The 23,190-nt window shown below is 41.7% G+C and carries 24 protein-coding genes and 1 other annotated feature; of the genes, 15 read left to right on the plus strand and 9 right to left on the minus strand.

All coding sequences use genetic code 11. The features are described 5' to 3' along the window. The first annotated feature begins 378 nt into the window (after nt 1–378). The 5 genes from I6N90_RS17440 (at nt 379) to I6N90_RS17455 (ending at nt 3,686) form a co-directional block, all read left to right on the plus strand. Nucleotides 379–975 carry a nucleoside deaminase gene (locus I6N90_RS17440; RefSeq protein ID WP_197936902.1) on the plus strand — a complete coding sequence of 199 codons (597 nt, stop codon included), beginning with the start codon at nt 379–381 and terminating at the stop codon, nt 973–975. Nucleotides 976–1,113: 138 nt separating this feature from the next. Next, nucleotides 1,114–1,248, plus strand: a complete 135-nt coding sequence (locus I6N90_RS25120) for a hypothetical protein (protein ID WP_269669519.1) — start codon at nt 1,114–1,116, stop codon at nt 1,246–1,248. Nucleotides 1,249–1,406: 158 nt separating this feature from the next. Then, nucleotides 1,407–1,967 carry a PadR family transcriptional regulator gene (locus I6N90_RS17445; RefSeq protein WP_232243079.1) on the plus strand — a complete coding sequence of 187 codons (561 nt, stop codon included), beginning with the start codon at nt 1,407–1,409 and terminating at the stop codon, nt 1,965–1,967. A gap of 9 nt (nt 1,968–1,976) precedes the next feature. Further along, nucleotides 1,977–2,498: a GrpB family protein gene (locus tag I6N90_RS17450; protein WP_197936904.1), complete on the plus strand. Its 522-nt coding sequence runs from the start codon at nt 1,977–1,979 to the stop codon at nt 2,496–2,498. 101 nt (nt 2,499–2,599) lie between these two features. Then, nucleotides 2,600–2,824: a binding site (T-box leader), on the plus strand. Between the two features lie 55 nt (nt 2,825–2,879). Then, the gene (locus I6N90_RS17455) at nt 2,880–3,686 is read left to right on the plus strand and encodes a class I SAM-dependent methyltransferase (RefSeq protein ID WP_197936905.1); all 807 of its coding nucleotides are present in this window, start codon (nt 2,880–2,882) and stop codon (nt 3,684–3,686) included. Between the two features lie 142 nt (nt 3,687–3,828). On the opposite strand, the gene I6N90_RS17460 is transcribed toward I6N90_RS17455, so the two are convergent. The 4 genes from I6N90_RS17460 to I6N90_RS17475 form a co-directional block, all read right to left on the minus strand. Next, on the minus strand, nt 3,829–4,776 hold the full coding sequence (locus I6N90_RS17460) for a helix-turn-helix transcriptional regulator (RefSeq protein ID WP_197936906.1): 948 nt from the start codon (nt 4,774–4,776) through the stop codon (nt 3,829–3,831). 125 nt (nt 4,777–4,901) lie between these two features. Next, nucleotides 4,902–6,095, minus strand: coding sequence for an epoxide hydrolase family protein (locus I6N90_RS17465; protein WP_197936907.1), 1,194 nt, complete (start codon nt 6,093–6,095; stop codon nt 4,902–4,904). A 134-nt stretch (nt 6,096–6,229) separates the two neighbouring features. Next, nucleotides 6,230–7,993: a VOC family protein gene (locus I6N90_RS17470; RefSeq protein ID WP_197936908.1), complete on the minus strand. Its 1,764-nt coding sequence runs from the start codon at nt 7,991–7,993 to the stop codon at nt 6,230–6,232. A 78-nt stretch (nt 7,994–8,071) separates the two neighbouring features. After that, nucleotides 8,072–9,043 (minus strand): AraC family transcriptional regulator, encoded by a 972-nt coding sequence (locus I6N90_RS17475; protein WP_197936909.1) that lies wholly within the window; start codon nt 9,041–9,043, stop codon nt 8,072–8,074. A 233-nt stretch (nt 9,044–9,276) separates the two neighbouring features. Here I6N90_RS17475 and I6N90_RS17480 point away from each other — a divergent pair, with 233 nt between their 5' ends. Continuing rightward, nucleotides 9,277–10,146 (plus strand): pentapeptide repeat-containing protein, encoded by an 870-nt coding sequence (locus I6N90_RS17480; RefSeq protein ID WP_197937194.1) that lies wholly within the window; start codon nt 9,277–9,279, stop codon nt 10,144–10,146. Between the two features lie 317 nt (nt 10,147–10,463). Here I6N90_RS17480 and I6N90_RS17485 read toward each other — a convergent pair whose 3' ends face one another. The 3 genes from I6N90_RS17485 to I6N90_RS17495 are packed head-to-tail and all read right to left on the minus strand — an operon-like array spanning nt 10,464 to nt 11,830. Then, complete coding sequence (locus I6N90_RS17485) at nt 10,464–10,829, minus strand: YybH family protein (protein WP_197936910.1); 366 nt, start codon at nt 10,827–10,829, stop codon at nt 10,464–10,466. A 19-nt stretch (nt 10,830–10,848) separates the two neighbouring features. Continuing rightward, nucleotides 10,849–11,292, minus strand: coding sequence for a VOC family protein (locus tag I6N90_RS17490; protein ID WP_197936911.1), 444 nt, complete (start codon nt 11,290–11,292; stop codon nt 10,849–10,851). A 19-nt stretch (nt 11,293–11,311) separates the two neighbouring features. After that, complete coding sequence (locus tag I6N90_RS17495) at nt 11,312–11,830, minus strand: RNA polymerase sigma factor (RefSeq protein WP_197936912.1); 519 nt, start codon at nt 11,828–11,830, stop codon at nt 11,312–11,314. Between the two features lie 101 nt (nt 11,831–11,931). Here I6N90_RS17495 and I6N90_RS17500 point away from each other — a divergent pair, with 101 nt between their 5' ends. The 5 genes from I6N90_RS17500 to I6N90_RS17520 all read left to right on the plus strand — a co-directional run bounded on the left by I6N90_RS17500 (nt 11,932) and on the right by I6N90_RS17520 (nt 17,383). Next, entirely contained in the window at nt 11,932–12,378 is a 447-nt protein-coding gene (locus tag I6N90_RS17500) for a DinB family protein (RefSeq protein ID WP_232243080.1), read from the plus strand. 302 nt (nt 12,379–12,680) lie between these two features. Then, the gene (locus tag I6N90_RS17505) at nt 12,681–13,925 is read left to right on the plus strand and encodes a hypothetical protein (protein WP_232243081.1); all 1,245 of its coding nucleotides are present in this window, start codon (nt 12,681–12,683) and stop codon (nt 13,923–13,925) included. A 21-nt stretch (nt 13,926–13,946) separates the two neighbouring features. Further along, on the plus strand, nt 13,947–15,182 hold the full coding sequence (locus tag I6N90_RS25125) for a collagen-like protein (protein ID WP_332262469.1): 1,236 nt from the start codon (nt 13,947–13,949) through the stop codon (nt 15,180–15,182). Between the two features lie 21 nt (nt 15,183–15,203). Then, a complete protein-coding gene (locus I6N90_RS17515; protein WP_442950966.1) occupies nt 15,204–16,466 on the plus strand; it encodes a hypothetical protein in 1,263 nt (420 codons plus the stop codon). Nucleotides 16,467–16,510: 44 nt separating this feature from the next. Continuing rightward, nucleotides 16,511–17,383, plus strand: coding sequence for a hypothetical protein (locus I6N90_RS17520; RefSeq protein ID WP_197936913.1), 873 nt, complete (start codon nt 16,511–16,513; stop codon nt 17,381–17,383). A gap of 119 nt (nt 17,384–17,502) precedes the next feature. Here the strand turns inward: I6N90_RS17520 and I6N90_RS17525 are convergent, their stop codons facing one another. Beyond that, nucleotides 17,503–18,120 carry an NUDIX hydrolase gene (locus I6N90_RS17525; protein WP_197936914.1) on the minus strand — a complete coding sequence of 206 codons (618 nt, stop codon included), beginning with the start codon at nt 18,118–18,120 and terminating at the stop codon, nt 17,503–17,505. Continuing rightward, the gene (locus I6N90_RS17530) at nt 18,110–18,775 is read right to left on the minus strand and encodes an HAD family hydrolase (protein ID WP_232243082.1); all 666 of its coding nucleotides are present in this window, start codon (nt 18,773–18,775) and stop codon (nt 18,110–18,112) included. The genes I6N90_RS17525 and I6N90_RS17530 overlap by 11 nt, the downstream gene beginning before the upstream one ends. A 305-nt stretch (nt 18,776–19,080) precedes the next feature. On the opposite strand from I6N90_RS17530, the gene I6N90_RS17535 reads away from it, so the two are divergent. The 4 genes from I6N90_RS17535 to I6N90_RS17550 all read left to right on the plus strand — a co-directional run bounded on the left by I6N90_RS17535 (nt 19,081) and on the right by I6N90_RS17550 (nt 23,172). Continuing rightward, a complete protein-coding gene (locus I6N90_RS17535; protein ID WP_197936915.1) occupies nt 19,081–20,391 on the plus strand; it encodes a GHKL domain-containing protein in 1,311 nt (436 codons plus the stop codon). A gap of 141 nt (nt 20,392–20,532) precedes the next feature. Beyond that, a complete protein-coding gene (locus tag I6N90_RS17540; protein WP_197936916.1) occupies nt 20,533–21,123 on the plus strand; it encodes a TetR/AcrR family transcriptional regulator in 591 nt (196 codons plus the stop codon). Nucleotides 21,124–21,181: 58 nt separating this feature from the next. Beyond that, nucleotides 21,182–22,573, plus strand: coding sequence for an MFS transporter (locus tag I6N90_RS17545; RefSeq protein WP_197936917.1), 1,392 nt, complete (start codon nt 21,182–21,184; stop codon nt 22,571–22,573). A gap of 53 nt (nt 22,574–22,626) precedes the next feature. Beyond that, the gene (locus I6N90_RS17550) at nt 22,627–23,172 is read left to right on the plus strand and encodes a DUF6843 domain-containing protein (protein ID WP_197936918.1); all 546 of its coding nucleotides are present in this window, start codon (nt 22,627–22,629) and stop codon (nt 23,170–23,172) included. Nucleotides 23,173–23,190 lie beyond the last annotated feature (18 nt).

Consider the following 23,190-nt stretch of genomic DNA (forward strand, 5'->3'; position numbering starts at 1 on the left):
GATTATATCATTTCTGTACCAATAAACTCCAAGCTGATTATGATATGATCGCTGTAGCCGATGGCTAAAAGTTAGATATGAGAAGTACGTATACGTACACTAATATACAAGGGAATTATGCCAATGATTGGGGTTGTTAATATCTCGAAAAGTCGCACAGAGGTGAACATCAAATAAGCAACAAGGAGATTTTTTATGACACTAACACCAAACAAAAAAAGTTTATTTCATGGAGAAAAGCTTAGATTTACAGTTAAAAGGAAAAAAGTATAGCCGAATTATCATGGGAATATTGAAGGAAGAGTGGGAAGCGGAGCGCTCTGAATAGACGATAAAGGAGAACAAGCAACATCCTTTAAGAGGGTGGTGCTTTTTTTCTTGAATGGAAGGAAACAAGCTAATATAAGACGAATAGTTACTCAATCTTACATTTCGGTACAGTTAATGAAGGAAGTGGGACTGAATATGCAGAGCGACCGTTATTATCTTGAATTAGCTTTTGAAGAAGCAGAGAAAGCGTCATGTGAAGGCAGTATACCAATTGGCGCCGTATTAGTGGCCCCGAATGGAGATGTAATCAGTCGTGGAAGAAATCAAGTATTTACTGCGTGGGACCCGACCTGTCATGCAGAGATTGACGCTATTAGAGGGGCTGGAAAGCTGTTGTTCCAACCCGAATATAAAAATAAGTGTACATTGTATTCAACAGTAGAGCCTTGCCCAATGTGTACAGGAGCACTAATTTTAGCAGATATAAACCGTGCTGTATGGGCGCTCAGTGACAATTATTTGGGAGCATTAAGAATCGCCAAAGAGGGAAATCATTTTAGACATAAATACGACAAGATCAATATTACAGTACAACCCTACGTAGATTTGGCTGAAAAATCGGAATCTTTACACAAGGAGTTTGACACTAAACGTGGTGTTACTTATGCGGTGAGCAATGTGAGCATCGATAAATCATTCAACTAGATTAACTTGCAACCGTTTGGTAAGGATTGAATAACAATGCCAAACAAGGTATGGCTGTTCATTACGGACCTGAAGCGATGGAGCAAGTCGAAGCGGAGGAAAAAACTTGCTGAATCCGATAGCGTAACGTAGGAATGGTTGGACAATGAAATTGATCGTATAGCAACGGCGTTTAACAACAGAAACGGCAATGAATATATGAATCAGTATATTGCAAATAAAGTAGCAGATCAGCGCCGATTAATTAAAGCTTATTGCAACGAAAGGCAATGAGGGAACGTTATATAGGATGATACGTTGGCATCTTCATTTAAGAGGATGCTTTTTTATTTCAATGTAGTATAATGTTTTTGTAATAAAAAATAATACAATATTTTCTTTTTAGTATTTTTATATTATGGTTATTGAAGGGTAAATAATTATGAGGTGAAATGATGTATATTAATTTCGCAATACTTGGGATATTAAGCAGTCAATCTTTAACGGGATATGATCTGAAAAAAATCATTCAAGAGTCACCTTTTATGTATTGGTCCGGCAACAATAATCAAATTTATAAAGCATTAGGCGAGTTGCTTGAAGCGGATTTCGTAACTAACGAAGAACAACATCCAGGGGGCTCACCGGCCAAAAAGATCTATACGATTACCGAAGCAGGGAAGGCGGAGCTTAAGCGGAGCTTGCAATTTGCTCCTGAACCTCCAGAGTTTAAGAAAACGTTTCTCATTCAACTTGCATGGTCAGATCAGCTTAATACAAACGAATTTAATGCACAGTTATTTGGATATGAAAGAGAGATAAAGCAACAAATCTTACTTCAACAGGAAAAAAGGATGAGGGAAACCAATTGCCCAAATCGAAGTCCACGAGAGATTTATATATGGGAAATGATTCATGAAAATATAATTTCTTTTTACAATAATGAACTAATGTGGGTGAAAAAGTTAAGACAAGGACTTTGTTTCTGTAATGAGAAAGTGAGGGCGGAGTGAGCAAAAGCCGTGGATAAAGTCGTAGTCCTAGAACATTACAATAGCGATTGGGCTCTGAAATATGATCAAGAAAAAGAATTGATGTTGATGTTATTAGGTAAGACAGTGATAGCAATTGAGCATATTGGCAGCACGGCTATTAATGGATTAAGTGCAAAACCGATCATTGATTTTATGATTGGAGTAAATGACTTAGCTGATGTGAAATTATTTATAGAGCCATTAGCGGCTGTAGGGTACGAGCATGTTTATCATCCCCAATTTCCGAATAGAAGATTTTTTAGAAAAGGCGAGCGGAATGCTGGAACCTATCATTTGCACGTGTATCAATACGGTAGGGAGAAATGGGAAGATCTTATCTTGTTTAGAGATTATTTAATAACCCACTCCGATGTGCGTGAACAATATTCGCAGCTTAAGAAAGAGTTAGCAGAGAAATATTATAATGATCGATCAGCGTACACCACTGCTAAAACGCCTTTCATTATTAGAGTCGTTGAGATAGCTAGGAAAGAACTAACGGAGAAGTGAGTTAGTCGGAGCATAGTTGAATTATGTTATTTAATAGCATAGGTATAATTTCTATTGACAGAAAATAATGGTAATTATATACTAGCTCCAATTCTATAAAACGAAACGCAATGATTGGGGCTAGTAAGGAAAAGCGATTGTTCAGAGAGCTGTCGGAGGGTGCGAGGCAGTCGGTCGATTCTTGAACTCACCCATGAGTGGTAAGGTCGAATTTCAGTAGATCTTAACGGGTAACTCCGTAATCGGTTTTCAAGACTCGTTGTTTGTTTAATAAGGCAACGTTTAAGAAGAGTGGTACCGCGAGGGTTAAACCTATCGCCTCTTTGTAGGCGATAGGTTTTTTCTGTTTTCCCAAAAAATTAGAGGCAGGTGTTATGGCAGATGAAAAATGTTATTGATTATTACTCCCAGTTTGATGAGTGGGGAAGGCTGGATCGAGAACCGCTTGAGTTTACGATTAATCTCCACTATATGAAGCAATATTTACCGAAGTGGGGCTCCGTACTCGATAATGGTGCAGGCCCAGGTAAATATGCGATGGAGCTAGCAAAGCTAGGGTATAACGTTACGTTATCTGACTTAACACCTAAACTAGTTGAAATAGCCGAGCAGAAAGCATCCGAGTTAGAACTAACAGAACGATTTGATGGATTTCATGTGTTAAATGCAACACAGTTAGATGGGATTGGTGATGAAAGTTATGATGCGTCTCTAATGCTCGGTCCTTTGTATCACCTGCAACAAGAAGCGGAACGAATTGCTGCAGTAAGAGAGCTGCATCGTGTAACGAAGCGGAATGGAATTGTATTTGTTGCTGTCCAAAGCAGAATAAGAATGACCATTACATCGCTTCAATATCCGCAGTATTGGCAACCTAATAATAATTTGGATGTAATAAACGAGTTTTACGAAGAAGGGAAGTTTAATCATACCGATAAAGGCCGATTTACGGGTGCTTATTATTTTCATACGGATGAAGTAAAGCCTTTTATGGAGCAGAATGGCTTTGAGACAATTGATCTGATCGGTTCCTCAAGTATCTCAGGTATATTATCCCAGGAGCAAAAGCAGCATTGGACTGAACAAGCTGGGTCAGAAAAGTTGACTAATTTCCTCATAGCTATTGCAAGAGATTCATCTGTTCTAGGTATTTCATCGCATCTGCTTTATATAGGGAGAAGGAAGTAAGCTTATCGTTTTTTTTGAAAAGGCGCTTTTTGACATTACCGTTATGGAAGGCAATAGGATCTCCTTATCAATTGTTCAGGGGAAAAGTTGCAATCGAGAGGATAATGGTTTGGTTTACTGGCTTGTTATCTAGAGGGTGATGCTAATTTTTATATAGATTAAACACATCTAACGCCCTTTGCCTGACGGCAGAAGCGATATGAAGAGGTTCAATAATCGTTACGTTTGAGTGAAAACTGAGCAGAAACCCAATTAATGAATCTTCATTCGTATAATGATAACAAGTCCGCACAAGCATTGAACCGTCTGCCTGCTTTTCTGTATCGACTGATTCAAAGTGGTCCATTGCAGTAACAACGGTACTACCCTTGAAGTGAAGAACTAGATCAACCGAATGCTGATGCCATAGGTTTCCCCATTGCTCATTTACTTCAGTAATTGTCAGGGAACGTCGTCTGAATGTCTTGGAGAGGATCATTAAATCTCGAATTCGTGAAAGTCTAAATAACCGGTAATCATCACGGTTCAAACAATAACCATGTAAATACCATGTGTAGCCTTTGAGGACAAGCATATGTGGTTCGATACAGCGTTCGGATTCCGCTCCTTTGCTGTCTGTATAAGTAAAGTCAACTAGCTTTTTCTCTTGAACGGCAGAGTGTAACGATTCGTATAGAGCACGAGCCGCTTCACCGCTTTTCCAAGGGGTTAAATCAATAGCGATCTGATCGGAATCTGTACGTTGTTCAAGCTCTGTACGCGAGACGAGTGCTCCTACTTTGTCCAAAAGCCGATCTATTGTTTGTTGCTTCATCGCTTTTGTCGTATTCAGTCCTTGCAAAGCAGTGTAGAGGGCATGAAGCTCATTGAGCGATAACATTTGGCGATCGAGCCGAAAGTTTTCCATGATTTCATAACCACCATCGTTCCCTGGATAGGAAACAATCGGAATGCCGGATTGACTTAATGTATCTAGATCTCGGTAAATAGTACGTAAGGATACTTCCAGATGATCGGCAAGCTCTTGTGCTTGCACCCGTTTTCGATTGAGTAACAACATTGTAATCGTCATTAAACGTTCCAGTTTCACGATTACCACCTCCGTTGTTAATAGGATAAAACATTCAGTGGAAAGAGTCACCTTAATGACTCTTTCCAAGAAGTTAGATTATTGAAGCTTCAAGGTTTGAACAAGACGATGCATATAAGCCTAACTCATCCCTGTAGCTTCCGGAAAAACTCGCGAACATCTTGGACAAGGAGTTTCGGTTGCTCCATAGCGAAGAAGTGTCCGCCTTGTTCGAACTCCGTCCAATGTACAATATTGTGTTCTCGTTCAGCGAAAGGGCGAATAGTGACATCTTTGGAGCGTGCGAGCAACACGCCAGTTGGAACTGTCCCACGTTCTTTCGGTGCCCAAGCTGCAACGTCATGTCTTGCTTCATAATAAATTTGGGCTGAAGAACCAGCTGTTCCTGTAAACCAGTACAAGCTAATATTCGTAAGAATGAGATCGCGATCAATAGAGTCCTCGGGCAAACCTTCATCTGGATCGGTTAATTCCTTAAACTTCTCGACAATCCAAGCGAGTTGTCCTACTGGTGAATCATGCAGACCGTAGGCAAGCGTTTGTGGACGCTGTGATTGAATTTGCAAGTAACCGTCATTAAAACTTTCCATTGCCGCATAACGATTCTGATCAGCTTCCGATAACCCCTCCATCTCGCCTTCAACACCTATAGGGAATGTTAACAAAGCGTTTACATGTATACCAATAATGTGATTAGCATCTAGTTGACCCATTTCTGGTGCAATGAATGATCCTGTATCGCCGCCTTGAACACCGTATCTGTCGTAGCCAAGTCGAGCCATTAACGTAGTAAATGCTCGGGCAACACGACCTGTTGTCCATCCTGGTTCACTTAGCGGCATAGAAAAGCCAAAGCCAGGTACCGATGGAATGACCAAGTGGAACGCTTCAGCGGGGTCACCACCATGCGCACGCGGATTAGTCAGCGGTTCAATGGTGTCCAAAAATTCCACAATTGATCCAGGCCATCCATGAATGAGCATAAGTGGGGTTGCGTCAGGCTCTGGTGATTTTACATGTAGGAAATGAATGTTTTGCCCCTCAATTGTTGTGGTGAACTGTGGATACTCGTTAAGCTTCGTCTCGAATTTACGCCAATCGTAGCTAGTCCTCCAGTACTCGGCAAGCTCCTTTAAATAGTTGGCGGGAACGCCGCGGTCCCAACCTACACCAGGTAAATCATCTGACCAGCGTGTGCGAGACAAACGGTAATGCAAATCATCAATGTCGGCTTGCGTAATGTTGATCTGGAAAGGTTTAATCTCTGCAGAAGTATGAATACTAGCTTGGGAATTAACATGTGAATGAGTTGTCGACATAATGGGATAGCCTCCTTAAGTTCTTAGATGAAGTATAAGGAGTAAACACTGACAACTGTGTGTCAACTTTGGAGAAGGTCATATTATTTGTTTAGGTAAAAAAACTGCCAGCACATAGCTGGCAGTTTGATTTTCTAAATACTCGATATGTTTAACCTGTTTCCATCTGGATCGTAGAAATGAAATACGACCAGCCCTTTATCCGTGAATCCGCCGATTTTAGAAACTTCAATGCCGCATGATTGGAGGTATTGGTGATAAGTGAAAAATTGTTGGCGTGATCGGATAAAGCAATAAGGTCTAATGGGAGCATCAACTTTCCCAATCGGCGTACCACTTGGCAATTGCTCTAGAATCCAAAGGGAAAGCTCACCAGGCTTATGATTGAGCCTCAAGCTCATTACAACATAATCCTTATTATTAATCTGATCAACGATGTGCATTCCCATAAATTTCTTATACCAGTCTATAGAAGATGCAAAATTGCTAACTCCAATTCTTATCCAAGAGGGTACAAGGGCAGATGAAGAAACCTTTTTATCCTCTTGAATGGTCAAGCGTATGCCCTCGGCAGTAGCCCAAAAGTCAAAATAGCGAATTCCGCCAGTTTCTTCATATAAGTCGGTTGTCCGTATGTTTAATTGCTGTAACTCAGTATGCTTTTGTTCCAAATCGTACGTTCTCCAGCACCATCGAACATTACCGTCAATGGTACCGCGATCGGCGTAATGATGCGACAATCTAGTTGACGTTAGAGCCGATACTAGCCAAGTCCCCCAGTCTAATTGGGTCATGCGGCCGTGAGTAGCAAGAGGATCAGGCTTCCAATGTTCCTTCCTCTTAACCGACCAACCTAGCTTGTCCACAAACCATTTGATCGCATCGTCGTGATAATCGTACAAAATATCAATTGCTGCTCCATCATAGAAGAGAGCAGGAACAACGGGTTGTTTTGGCGTTGTAAGGATACTGCTGCTTTGGTGTTGCTCTATGTTGCGGTCGGTCTCTTCGTGAAACATAATCTTGTTGCCGTCAGGATCACTTACGATAAAAGAAATGGAGTTAGATGCGTCATCTGCATCAGAAGAGGAAATCAGAACTTCCTTAGCCTTCAAGTTATTGAGCGTTACTTGGATATTTGGTGTTTTTAAATAAAATAAAGGGTTTGGGTTACTAATCGGTACAGCACCGTAATTGTCTAATAATAGATCAACACCATTAACCTGCATGTGATAAATAGTTTTTTCGTTTCGATGGACATCGAGCCGAGGGTCTATCGCGATGTCTAATACATTGCTATACCACTTTACAGCTTGTGGCATGTCGGTCACTGGAATAAATACGGCACCAAATTTGAACGTAGAGCTGTTTTTTGTAGGGATATGAGAGGCAAGTGATCTTATCGGAAAATAGACTTCCACAATCGACTCAGAATCGGACGGTCCTCTATAGTGTTCACCATATAGTTGAAAGGAGAAGGGTGCCGAGCTTTCATAACCTGACTCTGGTATCCATGACTTGTACATGTAATCAAATAGATGTGGAATTTGATCTGCTGTTCCTCGGAGTGTAACGACAGCATAGAGGAGCGTGGGATAACTTTTGCCGATCAATCCCTCAGGAATCTCACTTAACGTGCTTACTTCAACTGCCGCCATCCATGTGAAGGTACCGCTATGAGGCTCCTCATTAGTAAAATCCATAATCCCATAACGATGGGATGTATGTATTCGCTCGCGAATTTTATGAGCTTGTGTATTAAAAAACTCGTCCATTAGCTTTGAAATAACGCCATTAAGTTGTTTATCATGTTGGGATAACGTTTGAGTACGGCCGACAAGGTGAATAGGAGGTCTCATTTCCAAACGAACCGTATGAGGCTTGATAGATGCATCCACTGACTTCACTCCCCTTAAAGATTGAGTAACATGAATCTATTTTATATAGCTTTATCAAAAATTGTTTTGCATAGATTGCTAAATTAGTCGGTTCTTATTAGGACGAATGGGTACACAAAAATCCATCATAACTCGTTGATAAGGATCGTGAAGAGGGTTGTTGGTGTACTTTTCGAGAAATGGTCGCATATCTAGCTGGTAGCCGCTTGAAGGAAGCCAATCCTGTACGAGTAAATCACCAAGAAGCGTGCTCATATAAACGGTATCGGATATAGATAAAACGGCGTATTTACCACCAGGCAGCGTTTGCGTATCTATCCCTTTGACCGAATTATTAGTCGTATCTACGGTGATACACGCGTCGTAGCGACATTTGTCTAGTGGCGTTAAATAGGGATCATCATAAGAAACTCGCATTGCTTGGGCGCTTTTAGATAGAAGTCTATGATGACGAAGGGATTGAGTAAGGGTAGTGAAGGTTTGTGAGAACTCAGGATCAATACCTTGTTTAAGACCATAAAGTCGTTTATAGGCAACACTCTGAGTAGGAAGGTGTTGGATGGATACGTTTTGTAATTGGGTAAATGCATAAGAAATTGTACGTTCCAGACCACTAATATGCTCAAAAGGGGCTAATGCAGATATATTCTGACGAAAGCGCTGTTCGGCAAATGTAGTATCTCGATCAACAAATATAGCGTATCGTTTCCTAAAATCTGTTGGGGTAATTCCCCTCATAAGTTTGAATGCTCTCGAAAAGGTTGCGAGTGACTGAAAGCCGCATTCGAGCGCTATATCGCTTAACTTTATCTCCTTGTGGCAGATGAGCCGCTTTGCTGCTCTTTCGATACGGGCTCTACGAACATAATCATGTACGTTTTCCTGAACGATAGCTTTAAAAATGCGGTGAAAATGATAGGGGGAAAACGCTGCTTTGCTCGCTACTTGCTCTAAAGTGAGTGGATCATCCAAATGCTGATGAATGAAGTCAATGGCGATATTAATGGCATGATTATAGTCATTTGTTTTATTGACACCCATAATTTTCATTGTATAGGAACCCCGCATGGATTAGATTACATCATTTATTCCATACATTGTCTATCATTTCCTGCTCCTAGGGCGATTACCCTTCATGGGTTGTACATATTAAGCGGTTATGTTTAAATATGGAAGGTGAAATATCTTTTTACAAGAAAATTACCTATTCATTTGTGATGAACAACCTTTACTCTTAGACGAATGAGTAATATATAGAAGCTTATGTGGAAGGAGATTCATTCATTTTGGAAAATTATGATTATATAAATGCTGATTCAGGGATGAGCAGACAACATCTACGAGCAGATTGCGAGAACTGCTTTGGCTTATGTTGTGTGGCATTGCCCTTCGCGGCTTCGGTAGACTTTGCAGTAGATAAAGATGCTGGACAACCATGTTCGAACTTGAAATCCGACTCCCGGTGCAGCATTCACACTAGTCTTAGGGAGACCGGATATCGAGGATGTACGGTGTACGACTGCTTTGGTGCAGGACAGAAGGTTTCTCAGGTAACATTCCAAGGATACGACTGGAGGGAAGTGCCTGGTTCTGCTAAGCAAATGTATGAGGTATTTCCGATTATGTGGAAGCTTCATGAGCTGCTTTGGTATTTATCTGAAGCGCTAATGTTAAAAGCTGCTTATCCCATACAGAATGAGCTTCAATTGTGTATCGATGAAACAGAGCGGCTCACTAATCTCAGTGCGAATGAAATCATTAATGTGGACTTTGCGGCGCATCGAGAGGAAGTTAAAGTTTTGCTCCAAAGAACGAGCAAACTAGTACGAGGAGAAGGCCGCCCTGGGCAGAAGGTTTCACAAGGTCGGCAGAAACGTTTAGAGCCAGGGGCAATGCTATTTGGGGCGAAGCTTAAAGGCGCAGATCTTAAGTATGCCAACTTGAGAGGGGCATATCTTATTGCCGCAGATCTTCGGGGAGCAGATTTGAGAGGTGCTGACCTCATTGGGGCAGACTTCCGAGATACTGATATTAGAGGGGCTAACCTTAGCGAAAGTATGTTTCTGACTCAAGTTCAAATCAATGCGGCGAAGGGTGATGCTGCTACGAAGTTACCAGCGTCTCTTACACGCCCGGAGCATTGGTTAACATAGATATGAATGGCAAAGTACTTTCAGTGATATAAAAGATAAGGAAGCTCTGTTCACATTGCAAAGATTGTCTTTTACAATCGCAAGGCCAACTTCATAAGTTAATTTTATTCATTACGACATGATGAAATTCTAAAATTACTATGTGAGCATTAGGTGAGAGAAGCGGTCTTTAACCCGAAAAAATCGGGTTAAAAGCATCGGAACAAGCTAGCGGTGGGCTCTAACCCGAAAAAATCGGGTTGGCTACACTAATAAAAAGGCGTTGCCCCACAGTAGACTACTCTACTAGTAAGACTTCGCCATTATGCGAGTATACTTTAAAAACTACTTAGATGTTCGTGTATTAATTTCCAATCATTCTCGTTATCTTTTATAAATACATTTGTTGCTCGTCCGCTACCAGATATATAATCGCCATTATAATAACCTGTATAGTGGTAAGTATAAATACAAGTTGCCGTGTTCTTATCAACTGCTATCCAATTTACATCAGAGATAGAATAGACTTCATCTTTAATCGTGTCCCAAGCATTTTCGAAATACTGTTGAATGTCACTTAATGAAGTGCAGGTTTTATCTGAGAACCAGTAGACAGCGCTTGGGTGCAACAACTGTTTCACATGTTCAAATTGATGTGTATTTGTAGCTGTAATATATTGTTCCAAAGCATAGTGATGACTCATAATTAATTCCAACCTCCCTCTACACTGACTTCGGGTCCTGCCACACGTTAAACTTGTTACCGTCAGGGTCCTTGAATTTAAACTGTAACCCACAGCCGTCATGATCCACTAATGGCTGAGCCTCGGCTCCCGTATCTCGAAGCTTCTTGTGAAGATCTACAATGTTATCAACCTCAAATGTTAAAGAGAACATTTCATAGCCTTCGCCATCCCATTGATTCGTAATGAAGTTTGCGCTACTGTGACTCGTTGATTCCAGAAGGAAAATCCACTGTCCATCACCTAAGACAAGGATGGCACCTTCTGGTTCACGCTTTTTGACTGTTAATCCGAAAGTATCCGCGTACCATTTCGCAGCTTGATCTACATTTGAAACAGGCAAGTAGTTGCAGAGAACCCGCTTAAGCATCGGTGTTGTTGCAGTCTTTTGTTTCTCCAATTGATATATTTCCTTTTCTGTCATTGTTCGTGACACCTCCAATTTAATTGATTTCAGTATATGGACGCATGGTAACGCTCAAATCCGTCGCAAGGGGATCAATTATTTTCAATAGCAGTATATTGATTGTGGTCGGGATCGTAAAAAGTGAAATAGCGGATTTGTTTTTTTCATCGAGAGTATGTAAGGCTGTCCAAATCGACTCATGAACAACGTGCCCATCGAGCCATGTTTGAACGTTGTCTGAGTGCTGAATAATGTCATCGCTAAAAGGGAGGTTCGTCTTTTTTCTTCTAATAAAGTCATGACTTGTACGAGAAGTGATGGAATATAGCCAACTGCCGAGCTTGCTCGGTTCGTTTAATGTGTGCAATTGATTATAGCTTTTCATAAAAGCTTCTTGCGTTATATCTTGAGCGTTATGATAGTTTCGGGCTACATGAAATGCAACAGACAGCAATGCATTAGAATAGCGAAGGACAATACTGCGGAAAGCATCAAAGTTGCCGCTCAAAGCTTCTATTACAAGTTGCTCATCCGATTTGCCGCGATCAATATTCATGTTTAGCCACTCCTCATGGATAGGAAGTATTCACCTTACAAGTAGTATAGTACAATATCCAGTAAGTTTAATATTGTTTACCAGATTAAGGAGTGTGAACGATGATTACGTCCAAACCTAAAGAAGGCGAATGTAACCCTCAATGGGGAGTATACATGGAGCATGTTGAAGAAGGGAATTTACTGCAACTGCTTAAGGAGCAAGAGGCGGATATTCTCGCGGTTTATAAATCTCTTAGTGAAGAGCAAAGTTTATATCGGTATGCTGAGGGAAAATGGAGCCTCAAAGAAGTACTTGGACATATCATGGACGTAGAGCGGATAGCGAGTTATCGTCTCCTTATCGCGGGAAGAGATGATACTACTCCATTACCAAGACATCAAGATGTTCATGTTCATGCAACAAACTTCGATCGCCGTTCTCTTGAGGAACTGCTAGCCGAGTTTATTGCTGTTAGAACAGCAACCATTGCTCTAGTGCGGGGACTAACTTCAGATTCTCCTTCGTGTTGGAGTGGTCAACAATTTCACAACAATTGCAGCAGCTAATGCCTATTTTATAGTTGGACATGCCAAGCATCATATGAACACCGTCCGTGAAAGATACTTGCCTCATTTAAAATAATTACTTACTAATAAAAGAAGATAATTAGAGCGGCCACCTTAGGGTGGTCTATTTGTTGTGCCGCGAAAAGGGGTATTTGATAAGGGTCAGGCTCTACATGGTCTGAATATTCTAGAGAGATGATAGATATTCCATAGTTAGGGAAGGTGCCGTGTGTATGCCACAGTCGTGCAAATCCGTCGTGTATGCGTTAAGCATCCGAAACGAATGAGGAGGGAAATCCAAAATGTCGCAAGCGAATATACCGAATATTACACCTACCATTACAGTAACTCGTGATGAAGCTATAACTCTACTACTCGCTTCTATAGCTCTAGAAGAGATAGGACTAAGTCACGTTATCAATGCGGAAGCTGAGAAACTTCAATATGTCCTCGGCACGCTACCGGGACTCAGTACTCCTGCTACTATTAGTGACGTTCTTGCAGTTAATGAGAGTGTCAGAGATTTGCTCAAGGTTATCACTAAAAAAGAATGGTTGCTCGAAAATAAGCTTTGTACAGTTATTAATTCTGAAGTGACTGTCGGAGCGACTGGTGCGACAGGAGCAACTGGCGCGACTGGTCCGTCCCCAACTGGTCCGCAAGGTCCAACTGGAGGAACCGGAGCAACTGGTGCAACTGGTGCGACAGGCAGTACTGGAGCGACTGGTAGTATAGGGCCGACAGGGGATATTGGGCCAGCAGGAGCAACCGGGGTAGATGGAGATCCGGGAGCAACGGGGGCAACAGGAGCGACGGGAGCGACCGGAGACCCAGGTCAGACAGGACCGACAGGTTTAACAGGAGTGACGGGTAATCAAGGAGCAATTGGCGGCACTGGTGCCACAGGAGCAACTGGAGCGACTGGTGCAACGGGTGCAACTGGAATCACAGGTTCAACAGGAGTGACGGGTATTACTGGACCATGTCCAGATTGTCCGCCAGGACCAACTGGACCTACAGGTCCTGATGGAATAGGGGCGACAGGAGCAACAGGAGCGACGGGAATAACTGGGGCAACAGGGGCATTTGGAGCAACAGGAGCTACAGGAGCAGTTGGAGCGACTGGTCCAACAATAACGAATGATAACGCAAACTTTGTTACCGACGGCAGTCAAGTTGTAGCGGATGGAGTAGCACTTATCTTTCTAACAAACCAAACCGTCAATGGAACGTTAATTACGCATATTCCGGGAACGGATACGATTACGCTCGCAGCGAACCATTCGTATTATGTCGAATATGAGACACAGGCGCTAACCGGGGGTACAGCTGCAACTTCAACAGCATCGGTGGAGCTACTGTTTGATGGTATTCCAGTACCGGTAACGGAAGCATCTATGGTGACGGTTCCGGGTGTATTGGCGGAATTAACGAATCACACCATTATTCAAACGGGAGGCACGCCGGGTTCATTGCAGCTTTTTAATACCTCTGGTGTTACAACGACTTTCAGCAATTCATCATTATCTGTTATTGCACTTCAGTAGGTAAGAAAGGAGGGGTTTCAAGTGTCACAAGCAAATTTACCGAATATTACCCCAACAGTACTAATTACTCGAGACCAAGTTGTTTCATTATTACTCTCTTCTATTGCTTTAGAGGAGATTGGGATGAGTCATATTCTTAACAGCGAAGGCGAAAAAATTCAATATTTGGTTGGTACGCTACCGGGGTTAACTGTTACAGCTACATTAAGTGATTTATTGCTCGTTAACGACAGTGTTCAAGATACAATTCAAGCACTGGTCAAAAAAACATTTCTCCTAGAATCGAAGCTATCCAGCATATTGAGCAATGATGTTTCAACAGGAGCTACAGGTGCAACGGGAGCAACGGGTGCAGCGGGCCCGACTGGTCCAACAGGTCCAACTGGCGCTACAGGATTAACAGGTGTGACGGGTGCGACAGGTGCGACAGGAGCTACTGGCAATTCTGGACCAACAGGTGCAAGTGGTGTGACGGGACCAACTGGAGTGACAGGAGCAACAGGAGCAACGGGAGCGACTGGTGCAACGGGAGCAACAGGGCTAGCTGGAGCTGCCGGGGTATCAGGAGTGACGGGAGCAACAGGAGCAACGGGTGTGACAGGAGCAACAGGTGCGACTGGATTAACAGGAGTGACAGGTGCAACAGGAGCAACAGGTGATCCTGGGGGGACAGGACCCGATGGTCCAATCGGTCCAACGGGAGTATGTCCTGATCCCGCAGACTGTCCAACGGGACCTACTGGTGCAACGGGTACTCCGGGTGCAACCGGAGCGACGGGGGCAACGGGAGCAACTGGAGCAGTAGGAGTAACAGGGGCAACGGGGGCGACAGGGGCAACAGGAGAGACAGGTATTGCAGCTCTTGCAACAGCCAACTTCGCGAGTATTATCTCTCCAGGACCGCTGGTAACACCAGCGAACTTACCTTTTAATACGGTTAGGCTAATAAGCGGGTCATTAATTTCGGTTACACCGGGCGATATTACAATATTTTTGCAACCCGTTCACACGTATATGATCACAGTTAAACTAGACCTTTCAACGAATGCTACTTCACAAAATTTCGTCGTGCTCTTTGACGGTGCATCCATTGTGCTTCAGCCATTTATGAATACGTCAGTTGGCGGATTAATATCGATGATGGGAAGTGTTATCGTCAATGCCGTAGGACCAGCCCCTTCTACGATTAATGTCCAAGTGGTAGGTCCGAATGGTACAGCTAGCAACCTTAACGTCAGCATATTTGCACTCAGCTAGAAAAGTCGAAAAGGTAAGGAAGTGATAACTGTGTCACAGGCTAACATTCCGAATATTACACCAGATATAACTGTCACATTAGACGATGCACTCAATCTATTGTTAGTATCTGTAGCTCTAGAAGAACTAGGAATCAGTCATATTATTAATGCAGAAGCTGAGAAGATTCAATATATGCTCGGAACAATCCCTGGACTTGAAACACCAGCTACCGTTAGCGATTTGCTGGCGATCAATAGCAGTGTTAGAGATACGATTGCACAAGCCATTAAGTATGAAAGTTTATTAAATGAGAAGTTAGTTGCGGTCATTAATACACCGATTAGGGGAGCAACGGGTGCCACGGGTGTTACCGGTCCAGATGGGCTTACAGGTGCTACCGGCCCGACTGGCCCTACAGGAGATGCAGGAGTGGCTGGAGCAACGGGTGCCACGGGTCCAACTGGAGCAACAGGAGACCCAGGGGTTACAGGTCTTACTGGTTTAACAGGTGCTACGGGACTTACGGGCATAACTGGAGCAACAGGAGCAACGGGAGCAACAGGAGGCAATGGAACGACTGGTGCAACAGGAGCAACGGGTGCAACAGGAGCAACAGGAGCAACTGGTATTACAGGACCTGATGGAGTATTAGGAGCAATAGGAACAACAGGCGTAACGGGGAGCAACGGAGCGCTTGGGCCTACTGGAGTAACTGGTGCGACAGGAGATTGTGGATGCGAGACTGGTCCTACTGGTGCAACAGGCGGAAGTGCGACGGGAGCGACAGGAGCAACAGGAGCAACGGGTGCAACAGGAGATCCAGGAGGCATTGGTCCAACTGGTCCGACAGGAATAACAGGTGTTACAGGTGTACAGATAACAACAAATAATGCCTTTTTCCTAGATGATGGATTTACGCCAATTGTCGCACCTGGAGATCCTATTCCAATCGACCAAAACTTTACCTTAAATGGCGGTGCTATTACTCATACAGCAGGGTCTACAGACATCTTTCTTGCCCCTAGTCAGACGTATTATATTTCATATCGGACAAAAGCAGAGCTTGCTACTCCGGGCACGATTACGGGCAATGTTGGATTAGTTCTGAATGGTACAACAATTCCGGGAGCAAGCTCATCTATGCAGTCCTTCCCTGGTGCGGGTCAAGCGATAACTACGTTAATCTCAAATACGATTATTAATACACCAGCAGGTGCACCAAGCTTATTAACGTTAAACAATTTTGAGGCCGTTCCAAGAGCGTTTGATTTAACAACGATGACGATTATTAAATTGCAGTAGAAACCGAATGTGCAAATGAAGGTGAACAGGGAAGGAGGAGGTTTATGGCGAGCAGTGCCGATTTTGCCTGTTCGGGAGGATGCGGCTCAATTTCTGTAACAGGTTCTCCTGCATTATTGTCAACGATTGTACAGAACGGAACGAGTATTCAATTACAGGGGATGTCAAACATTTTACTTGCTCCGAGCAAAACTTATCTAGTCGAATATAATGCTCAGTTCAGTACACCAAATGTTAACTATGTAGCATCCTCGCAGCTTACGCTTAATGGTTTACTTGTACCGGGTTCGCAGACGTTATCCTTCCCATCCACGATTCCAGTTGGACTTAACACACCCGTTTCAAGTGTATCGGGAGGTGTTGTACTCAATACCCCAGCGCTCCCGAACCCAAGTATATTAAGGCTAATAGGCTTCTCACCAGCAGGCCAACTGGGGACAAATTTCAGCACAGTAAATATTAGGATTGTAGAGATTGAAAGTAATAGTGATGAATCGGTAACAAGTAACAATGCAGCCATCTATGGTTATGGATATGTAGATGTTGCAGGGGGAGCTGCTGTTCCATTTCTGGAAGCAGAGGTTGTGAACGGTGCAGGAATTGTGTTTTCTGATGCTACACCAACAATCGTATCTTTAGCACCGAATAAGACCTATTTTGTATCTTATAATTTTATTGAATGTCCGCTTATAGCAAACTTTCCTGTTTTGGTACAGCTTACGCTTAACGACCAACCGATCGATTCGAGTCTTTCCGTAGCTCCTCCAATCGAAGACCCTAATTCCAGATCAGGTGGAGCGGGCTCGGCTGTGTTCAATACTGGACCAGGACCTCTCAATGAGTTGAAGTTGATCAACCAAACGATACAAAGTATTAAATTTGTTGCCGGAAACATTAGTATTGTGCAGATAGGGTAAATAATCAATGGGTTCTTCATCGTTGGGGGAGTTGCTACAAATAAAAAAGAGTGTCATCTACGATGGATGGCACTCTTTATTTGTTAAGGAGGACGAACGAAAATGGGTCTTACGAAAGCTTAATCGATAATGACTTCTTTAGCTGGATCTTTCAGAAATTCAAACATCATTTTCACTTGCTCCACTGTATTTCTTTCAAGAGACAGTGGAGGTAAGTCATCGTATGCAAAAAACTCAACCGCGCTAGTTTCTACGCCAGTCTCCGCTCTGCCGCCAACAACTTCGCATTGAATAAAAAACTTGTACACATGATAAGGTTCAGGAGGATGATTATGAAACTTTTTGTCTAGCACAGCCAGCAGACGAAGTGGCTCAACGACATATCCTGCTTCTTCTTTAATCTCTTTCACGGCTATCTCTGAGGGTGAATAACCAATATCACCCCAGCCACCTGGCAATGCCCATGCTCCGTCTAACTTTTCACGAACGAGAAGTATTTTGCCGTCTTTAAAGACAACACCACGTATATCTACTTTAGGAGTGGCATAGCCGAGCTCACTAGCGAAAGAAAGTGTAATTTGTTCCGTACTGACAGTAGTATAGTTGGTTAATATATCTACACTGATCCGTCTTAACTCTTCATACCGTTCGACGTCATATACATCCTTCGTATACGTTAACCCTGTTTGTGCAATAGCTTGAATCTGTTTAGCCCAATCGAGCCACTTAGTTTCCATGCTGTACACCCTCTTTGTCAAGAAGTTCGCGAAGCTCTACCACACTAGTAAAGATGGCATCTGGATTAAGGTCATAGACTAAACTTTGGCTAGTAGATAACCATTGAACGCCGTATGTGCGTACACCAGCAGCTTTGCCTGCAACAATGTCAGCGTTGCTATCCCCAATGAAAATAGCATTCGATTTATTTATACCCAATGTGCTCAGTGCGTTGTTAATCCCTTCAGGATCTGGCTTAGGCTTTTCAACATCGTTACCTGTAATCGCAATATCAAAATAAGAATGTAACGATAATGCTTCAGTCGATAGCGTATAGGCTCGTCTGCTTTTTCCTGTAATGACTCCGAGTTTAATGCCGTTCTCCTTTAAATCATGAAGTAAATCTATAATGTTTTGATCATTTTGGAATGTATCGAGATGTCCCTTTTCATAGATTGAATAATAATCTTCAATCGCTTGTTGCACCGAAGTTTGGTCGCTGAAATTACCGCCAATAATATCCTCCTCTGTCGGACCAAGCATCGAAATAAGTTCATCAATCGTAACGTCTCTATTGTCGTATTGTTTGAAAACGGTTTGAAATGCATGAAATGAAAGGGGCAAGGTGTCTGCGAGCGTTCCGTCAAAATCGAATAAGATAGCTTTAATTGACATAATACGTTCACTTCCTCTAATAATTATGGGCTACAATTATTAGTATAGCAGACAGCACTACAATATTAACTTTTAAAACAAAATTATCATAATAAGTATATCTGTTTCCATATTAAAAGGGAGAAACATTCATTTACAAAATAGAGGGTCAAATAGTATTTTTCTTCGCTGCGGCATCTATTTAAATTAGTAGTGCCTTTTTGGTGGGATTTTCCTTATAATTGAACGTAGATAGTGTTTTAAATCGATTAAATTTATCTTGAAAGCAAGCTTAATTAGGTGCATAAGAGAAAAGGAATGGAAACATGATATTTACGAGGTTAAGTGAGCATAAAAGAATGGTGTTTTTTATTATTGTTTCATCTTCTGTACTGGGTATACTTACGATTTCGAGATTAGTTGTATCCTACTACTCTACTGACAAATCAGCACAAATCGCTCTTGCGAATCAATATATAGCCATTGCGGACGATATTGCCGTTGGAATCGATAAAGAGGTCTACCGAAACTATTTGATAACAAAAGAGCGGGATGAAAATTGGAGGATAATAAAGAACTACTTAGAGGAATACCGATCTAAAATCAATGCAGTTTATGTATACACGTTAATGCTAGATGAAAGCAATGTTTCCAAAAATACAGTAGTAGCAATGGCTCCGAGCTCAAAAGAATTTTTATTTGGTTCAGCTTGTACAGTCCCGCCTGACCAAGTAAAGCGGGCTAAGAGTGGTCATAGTTATTTCACTGGAATTATTGGTGACATGTATAGTGGTTATTATTTGTCCGTTGGGGTGCCCTTTTACGGAGATGATGGCAAGATATTAGGTGTTGTCGGGATAGATATTGATGCTGAAGCGTTAAAATTAGTAAGTGGTCAAGTTGTAAAAAGTAATATGTTTATCTTTGTCATCGATATATTATTTGCGATAGCGCTGTTAATCGTTGTGTTTGTCTTAAATAAATGGTACAAAAACCGTATGAAGGATGACTTGAAAGAAACAGAAAAAATGTATTTATCAGAGTTCGGGAAATTAATCGACACTATTAAATCAAGTCGACATGATCTAAAAAATCATCTTCAAGTATTATATGCTTTAATGAATATTAACTCATATGATCGGGTGAGAGATTATTTAAGAGGTATGGCATCAGAATCTAAAGTATTAGATCTATCGATGCAGATTAAAAATCCTGTTTTAATGGTATTGTTTCAAAGTAAATGGGAGCTTGCTCAGTCTAAAAATATAAATATACACTTTGACACAGATCTTAATGATTTCGAGCGGGTTGAATCTATGGACTTGGTTAGAATTTTTGCTAATCTTATCGATAACGCCATTGAAGCGATGGAAACAAATCCACAAGAGTACGCCGAACCTATTCAGATTGTTTGTAAATCGTTTGGCTCTAACTATGTATTTTCTGTAGAGAATAGTGCGGAGATTTCAAGCATGGATGAAAAAAGGTTATTCCAATCTGGTTTTACTACGCAAAATAATAAGAATGGCCTAAGAGGTAATGGATTAACAATTATTAAAAGAACAGTAGAGAAATATCAAGGTCATATATATGTACACTACGAACAAGGGAAGATCTTGATCAAAATTACGTTATAAACACGGCATAACGGTATAGAATGATTCTCAGAAGCTTGAGGATCTTTTTTTGTGTAGTAAATTGACTATTGACGTAAGTTAATAAATGGAATAATATGATGTCAGTAAGTACTGACATGCGACTTGGAAGGCGGAACGTGGATGAGCGATAACACAAACTTGAGTAGCGATGAGCGACTAATGATGGCAGCGATCAATCTCATTTCAGAAAAAGGTTATAATGGCGCGACCACGATAGAAATTGCAGCAGCTGCAGGTTTGAGTGAAAAGACATTGTTCCGACGTTTCGCAAGCAAACAAAACTTAATCGAATCAGCCTTTGATCGCTATCATTACGCGGAAGAGATGAGAAAGTTATTTAGCGAAAAGATCGTTTGGGATTTGTATACAGATCTACTTTTGATTAGCCGAACCTATCATGACATTATGAACCGTAATCGGAAGATGATTCAGATCAGCATGAAAGAAGAAATGAACTTACCCGGATTTAAAGAACGCACACAAAAACATCCACAACAGCTTCTAGCCTTTCTGACGAAGTATCTCGAAGAGATGGCGGATAAAGAGAAGGTGCTTAGCAAGAACCCAGAGTTGCAGGCATTTTCATTTATGATGGCGAATTTCGGGGCATTTGTAAACGATCTAGAAGGGCAAGTGAAGTATCCAACGATCAAGCTGGATGACTTTATTTCTGAAAATGTGGAACTATTCACTAGGGCATTAACCCCCTAGTTTTTTTAAAAGAATTATGACAGTAAGTACTGACTATCAACTATGGAGAGTGGTTATGATGGACACGCAAGCTCTAGAGCGAACAGGACAGAAGTTAATGACTGTAATGGTATTTACATTAATTTTGTCGATGATGAGTGCATTAATGTTTACTGTTGTGCTACCTGATATTAGTAAAGAATTTAATTTATCTATTGCACAGGTAAGTTGGTTTTCTTCGGCGTATTCTTTAATTTATGCTATTGGAACAGTTACTTATGGGAAGCTGGCTGATCGATTCAAGCTCAAAAATTTGCTAACATTCGGTCTATTAATGTTTGCACTAGGTTCGATCGTAGGCCTCGTTTCCCAAACGTTCGAGCTAGCGCTACTTGGAAGATGCTTGCAATCACTAGGAGCAGCTGCAATTCCAGCAACTGCGATGTTAATTCCGATTCGATTCTTTACACCAGAGCGCCGCGGTTCTGCACTCGGAATGTCGGCAGTTGGATTAGCACTAGGAAGTGCATTAGGACCGGTTATGTCTTTCTTCATTCTCAGCTTTGCCCATTGGCGTTGGCTATTCGCTGTTCCAGTGTTGATCGTACTTACTATACCTTTTTACCGTAAATATTTGGGTGACGATGGAGAAAAGACGACTGGTAAGTTCGATTGGATTGGCGGAGGTTTGTTAGGTGCGGCGATAGCATTGCTATTGATGTCTGTTACAAACTTATCGTGGTCGTTTATGATCGGCGGAATACTTTCACTTTTGTTGTTTATTGTGCGAATTCGGCTTGCGGCAGATCCTTTCGTGCAGCCTGCTCTCTTTCGAAATAGTAAATATACGCTTGCTCTCCCGATAACCTTCATACTCAATGGAATGGGCATAGCTTTATCTTTTGTAACACCGCTACTCCTCTCTAGCGTTCAGAAGCTGCCCGCCAGCTGGATAGGCTTTGTCTTAGTTCCAGCAGCAGTTGCTACTGCTTTTCTGGGTAGAAAAGGTGGGAAGATAGCTGATTCCAAAGGGAACTCCTTTTTATTTTACATGTCATCGGGACTGTTAGTCCTATCATTTATATTGCTTTCAACGTTTACAGGAAGCTCGCCTTTATTTATTGCCCTCTTCTTAATTTTCGGTAATGTGGGGCAATCTTTTATACACATTTCCTTATCAAACGCAGTCTCAAGGACATTGTCGAAGGAGCAGGCTGGAGTCGGGATGGGACTATTTTTCATGTTAAATTTCATTTCACACAGCATAGCAACTGGCATATTTAGCAAAGTTGTAGCTATGGGCTCAAATACGTCTTGGAACCCAGTAAATAGTCAATCAAGCGGCTTCGTATTCAGCAATATTTTCTTCATTATAGCAGGGCTTCAGATCGTGACTTTGGTGTTCTACTACTACCAGTTCGGTAGAGCGAAAAGTAAAGAGGTTCAATTACAGGAGCTTAAGACAGCTTAATAAGTAATCAAAAGATATAAGTGATACCGCAGTGTTGATAAATTTCATTCGTATTGAAGAATGTCTTTCGTTATACTAAAAGACAAATCAAGGAAATAAATATTCAACTTGAAGGGGGTGCGGTAATCATAAAAAAAGCGCGGGTTTTAGATTTTTACATGTTGTGTTTCATCATATTGGTAATGCTTTGTCTTATAGCAGGAGCTGTTTTTTTCTTAATGCTATCGAGTAATCCAACACATAAATTTTTATTGCCAAATGGGTTTACGGGAACGATTGAAGTTACGTTTGAACAATCTGAATTTCCCGCTTTAAAAAAAGAAGGACGTTCTATTATAATCTATGAGGTTCCGCCTTCTGGGAAAATATCGACTTCAAGCAAAAATATTTCGGGACAAGTGGTTCTTACATATGTTAAGCAAGATGGTAACTTAGTTGAATTTCCAACAAATATCCCAATGATCCATGGTCTTCATACATCATCGGGGGAGAAAGGCGGAGCTAATGGTGTAATTGAAAAGTTGCCTGAAAAACTAACCTTTTTTGTAGGAACAGAGAAACAATGGCTTGAGGCGGGGAAGAAACAATTATCCCCATAAATGAACTAGATGCGATAA

The organism is Paenibacillus sp. GSMTC-2017, assembly GCF_016019935.1.
In the GTDB taxonomy this organism is placed as follows: Bacteria; Bacillota; Bacilli; order Paenibacillales; family Paenibacillaceae; genus Pristimantibacillus.

What these genes read in the sequence shown, in the direction of transcription:
- I6N90_RS17500 (WP_232243080.1), top strand. Translation starts at nt 11,932, where the DNA reads ATGATTACGTCCAAACCTAAAGAAGGCGAATGTAACCCTCAATGGGGA.
- I6N90_RS17495 (WP_197936912.1), bottom strand. Translation starts at nt 11,830, where the DNA reads ATGAATATTGATCGCGGCAAATCGGATGAGCAACTTGTAATAGAAGCT.
- I6N90_RS17505 (WP_232243081.1), top strand. Translation starts at nt 12,681, where the DNA reads ATGTCGCAAGCGAATATACCGAATATTACACCTACCATTACAGTAACT.
- I6N90_RS17525 (WP_197936914.1), bottom strand. Translation starts at nt 18,120, where the DNA reads ATGGAAACTAAGTGGCTCGATTGGGCTAAACAGATTCAAGCTATTGCA.
- I6N90_RS17540 (WP_197936916.1), top strand. Translation starts at nt 20,533, where the DNA reads ATGAGCGATAACACAAACTTGAGTAGCGATGAGCGACTAATGATGGCA.
- I6N90_RS17490 (WP_197936911.1), bottom strand. Translation starts at nt 11,292, where the DNA reads ATGACAGAAAAGGAAATATATCAATTGGAGAAACAAAAGACTGCAACA.
- I6N90_RS17485 (WP_197936910.1), bottom strand. Translation starts at nt 10,829, where the DNA reads ATGAGTCATCACTATGCTTTGGAACAATATATTACAGCTACAAATACA.
- I6N90_RS17445 (WP_232243079.1), top strand. Translation starts at nt 1,407, where the DNA reads ATGATGTATATTAATTTCGCAATACTTGGGATATTAAGCAGTCAATCT.
- I6N90_RS17545 (WP_197936917.1), top strand. Translation starts at nt 21,182, where the DNA reads ATGGACACGCAAGCTCTAGAGCGAACAGGACAGAAGTTAATGACTGTA.
- I6N90_RS17465 (WP_197936907.1), bottom strand. Translation starts at nt 6,095, where the DNA reads ATGTCGACAACTCATTCACATGTTAATTCCCAAGCTAGTATTCATACT.
- I6N90_RS17530 (WP_232243082.1), bottom strand. Translation starts at nt 18,775, where the DNA reads ATGTCAATTAAAGCTATCTTATTCGATTTTGACGGAACGCTCGCAGAC.
- I6N90_RS17475 (WP_197936909.1), bottom strand. Translation starts at nt 9,043, where the DNA reads ATGAAAATTATGGGTGTCAATAAAACAAATGACTATAATCATGCCATT.
- I6N90_RS17520 (WP_197936913.1), top strand. Translation starts at nt 16,511, where the DNA reads ATGGCGAGCAGTGCCGATTTTGCCTGTTCGGGAGGATGCGGCTCAATT.
- I6N90_RS17455 (WP_197936905.1), top strand. Translation starts at nt 2,880, where the DNA reads ATGAAAAATGTTATTGATTATTACTCCCAGTTTGATGAGTGGGGAAGG.
- I6N90_RS17535 (WP_197936915.1), top strand. Translation starts at nt 19,081, where the DNA reads ATGATATTTACGAGGTTAAGTGAGCATAAAAGAATGGTGTTTTTTATT.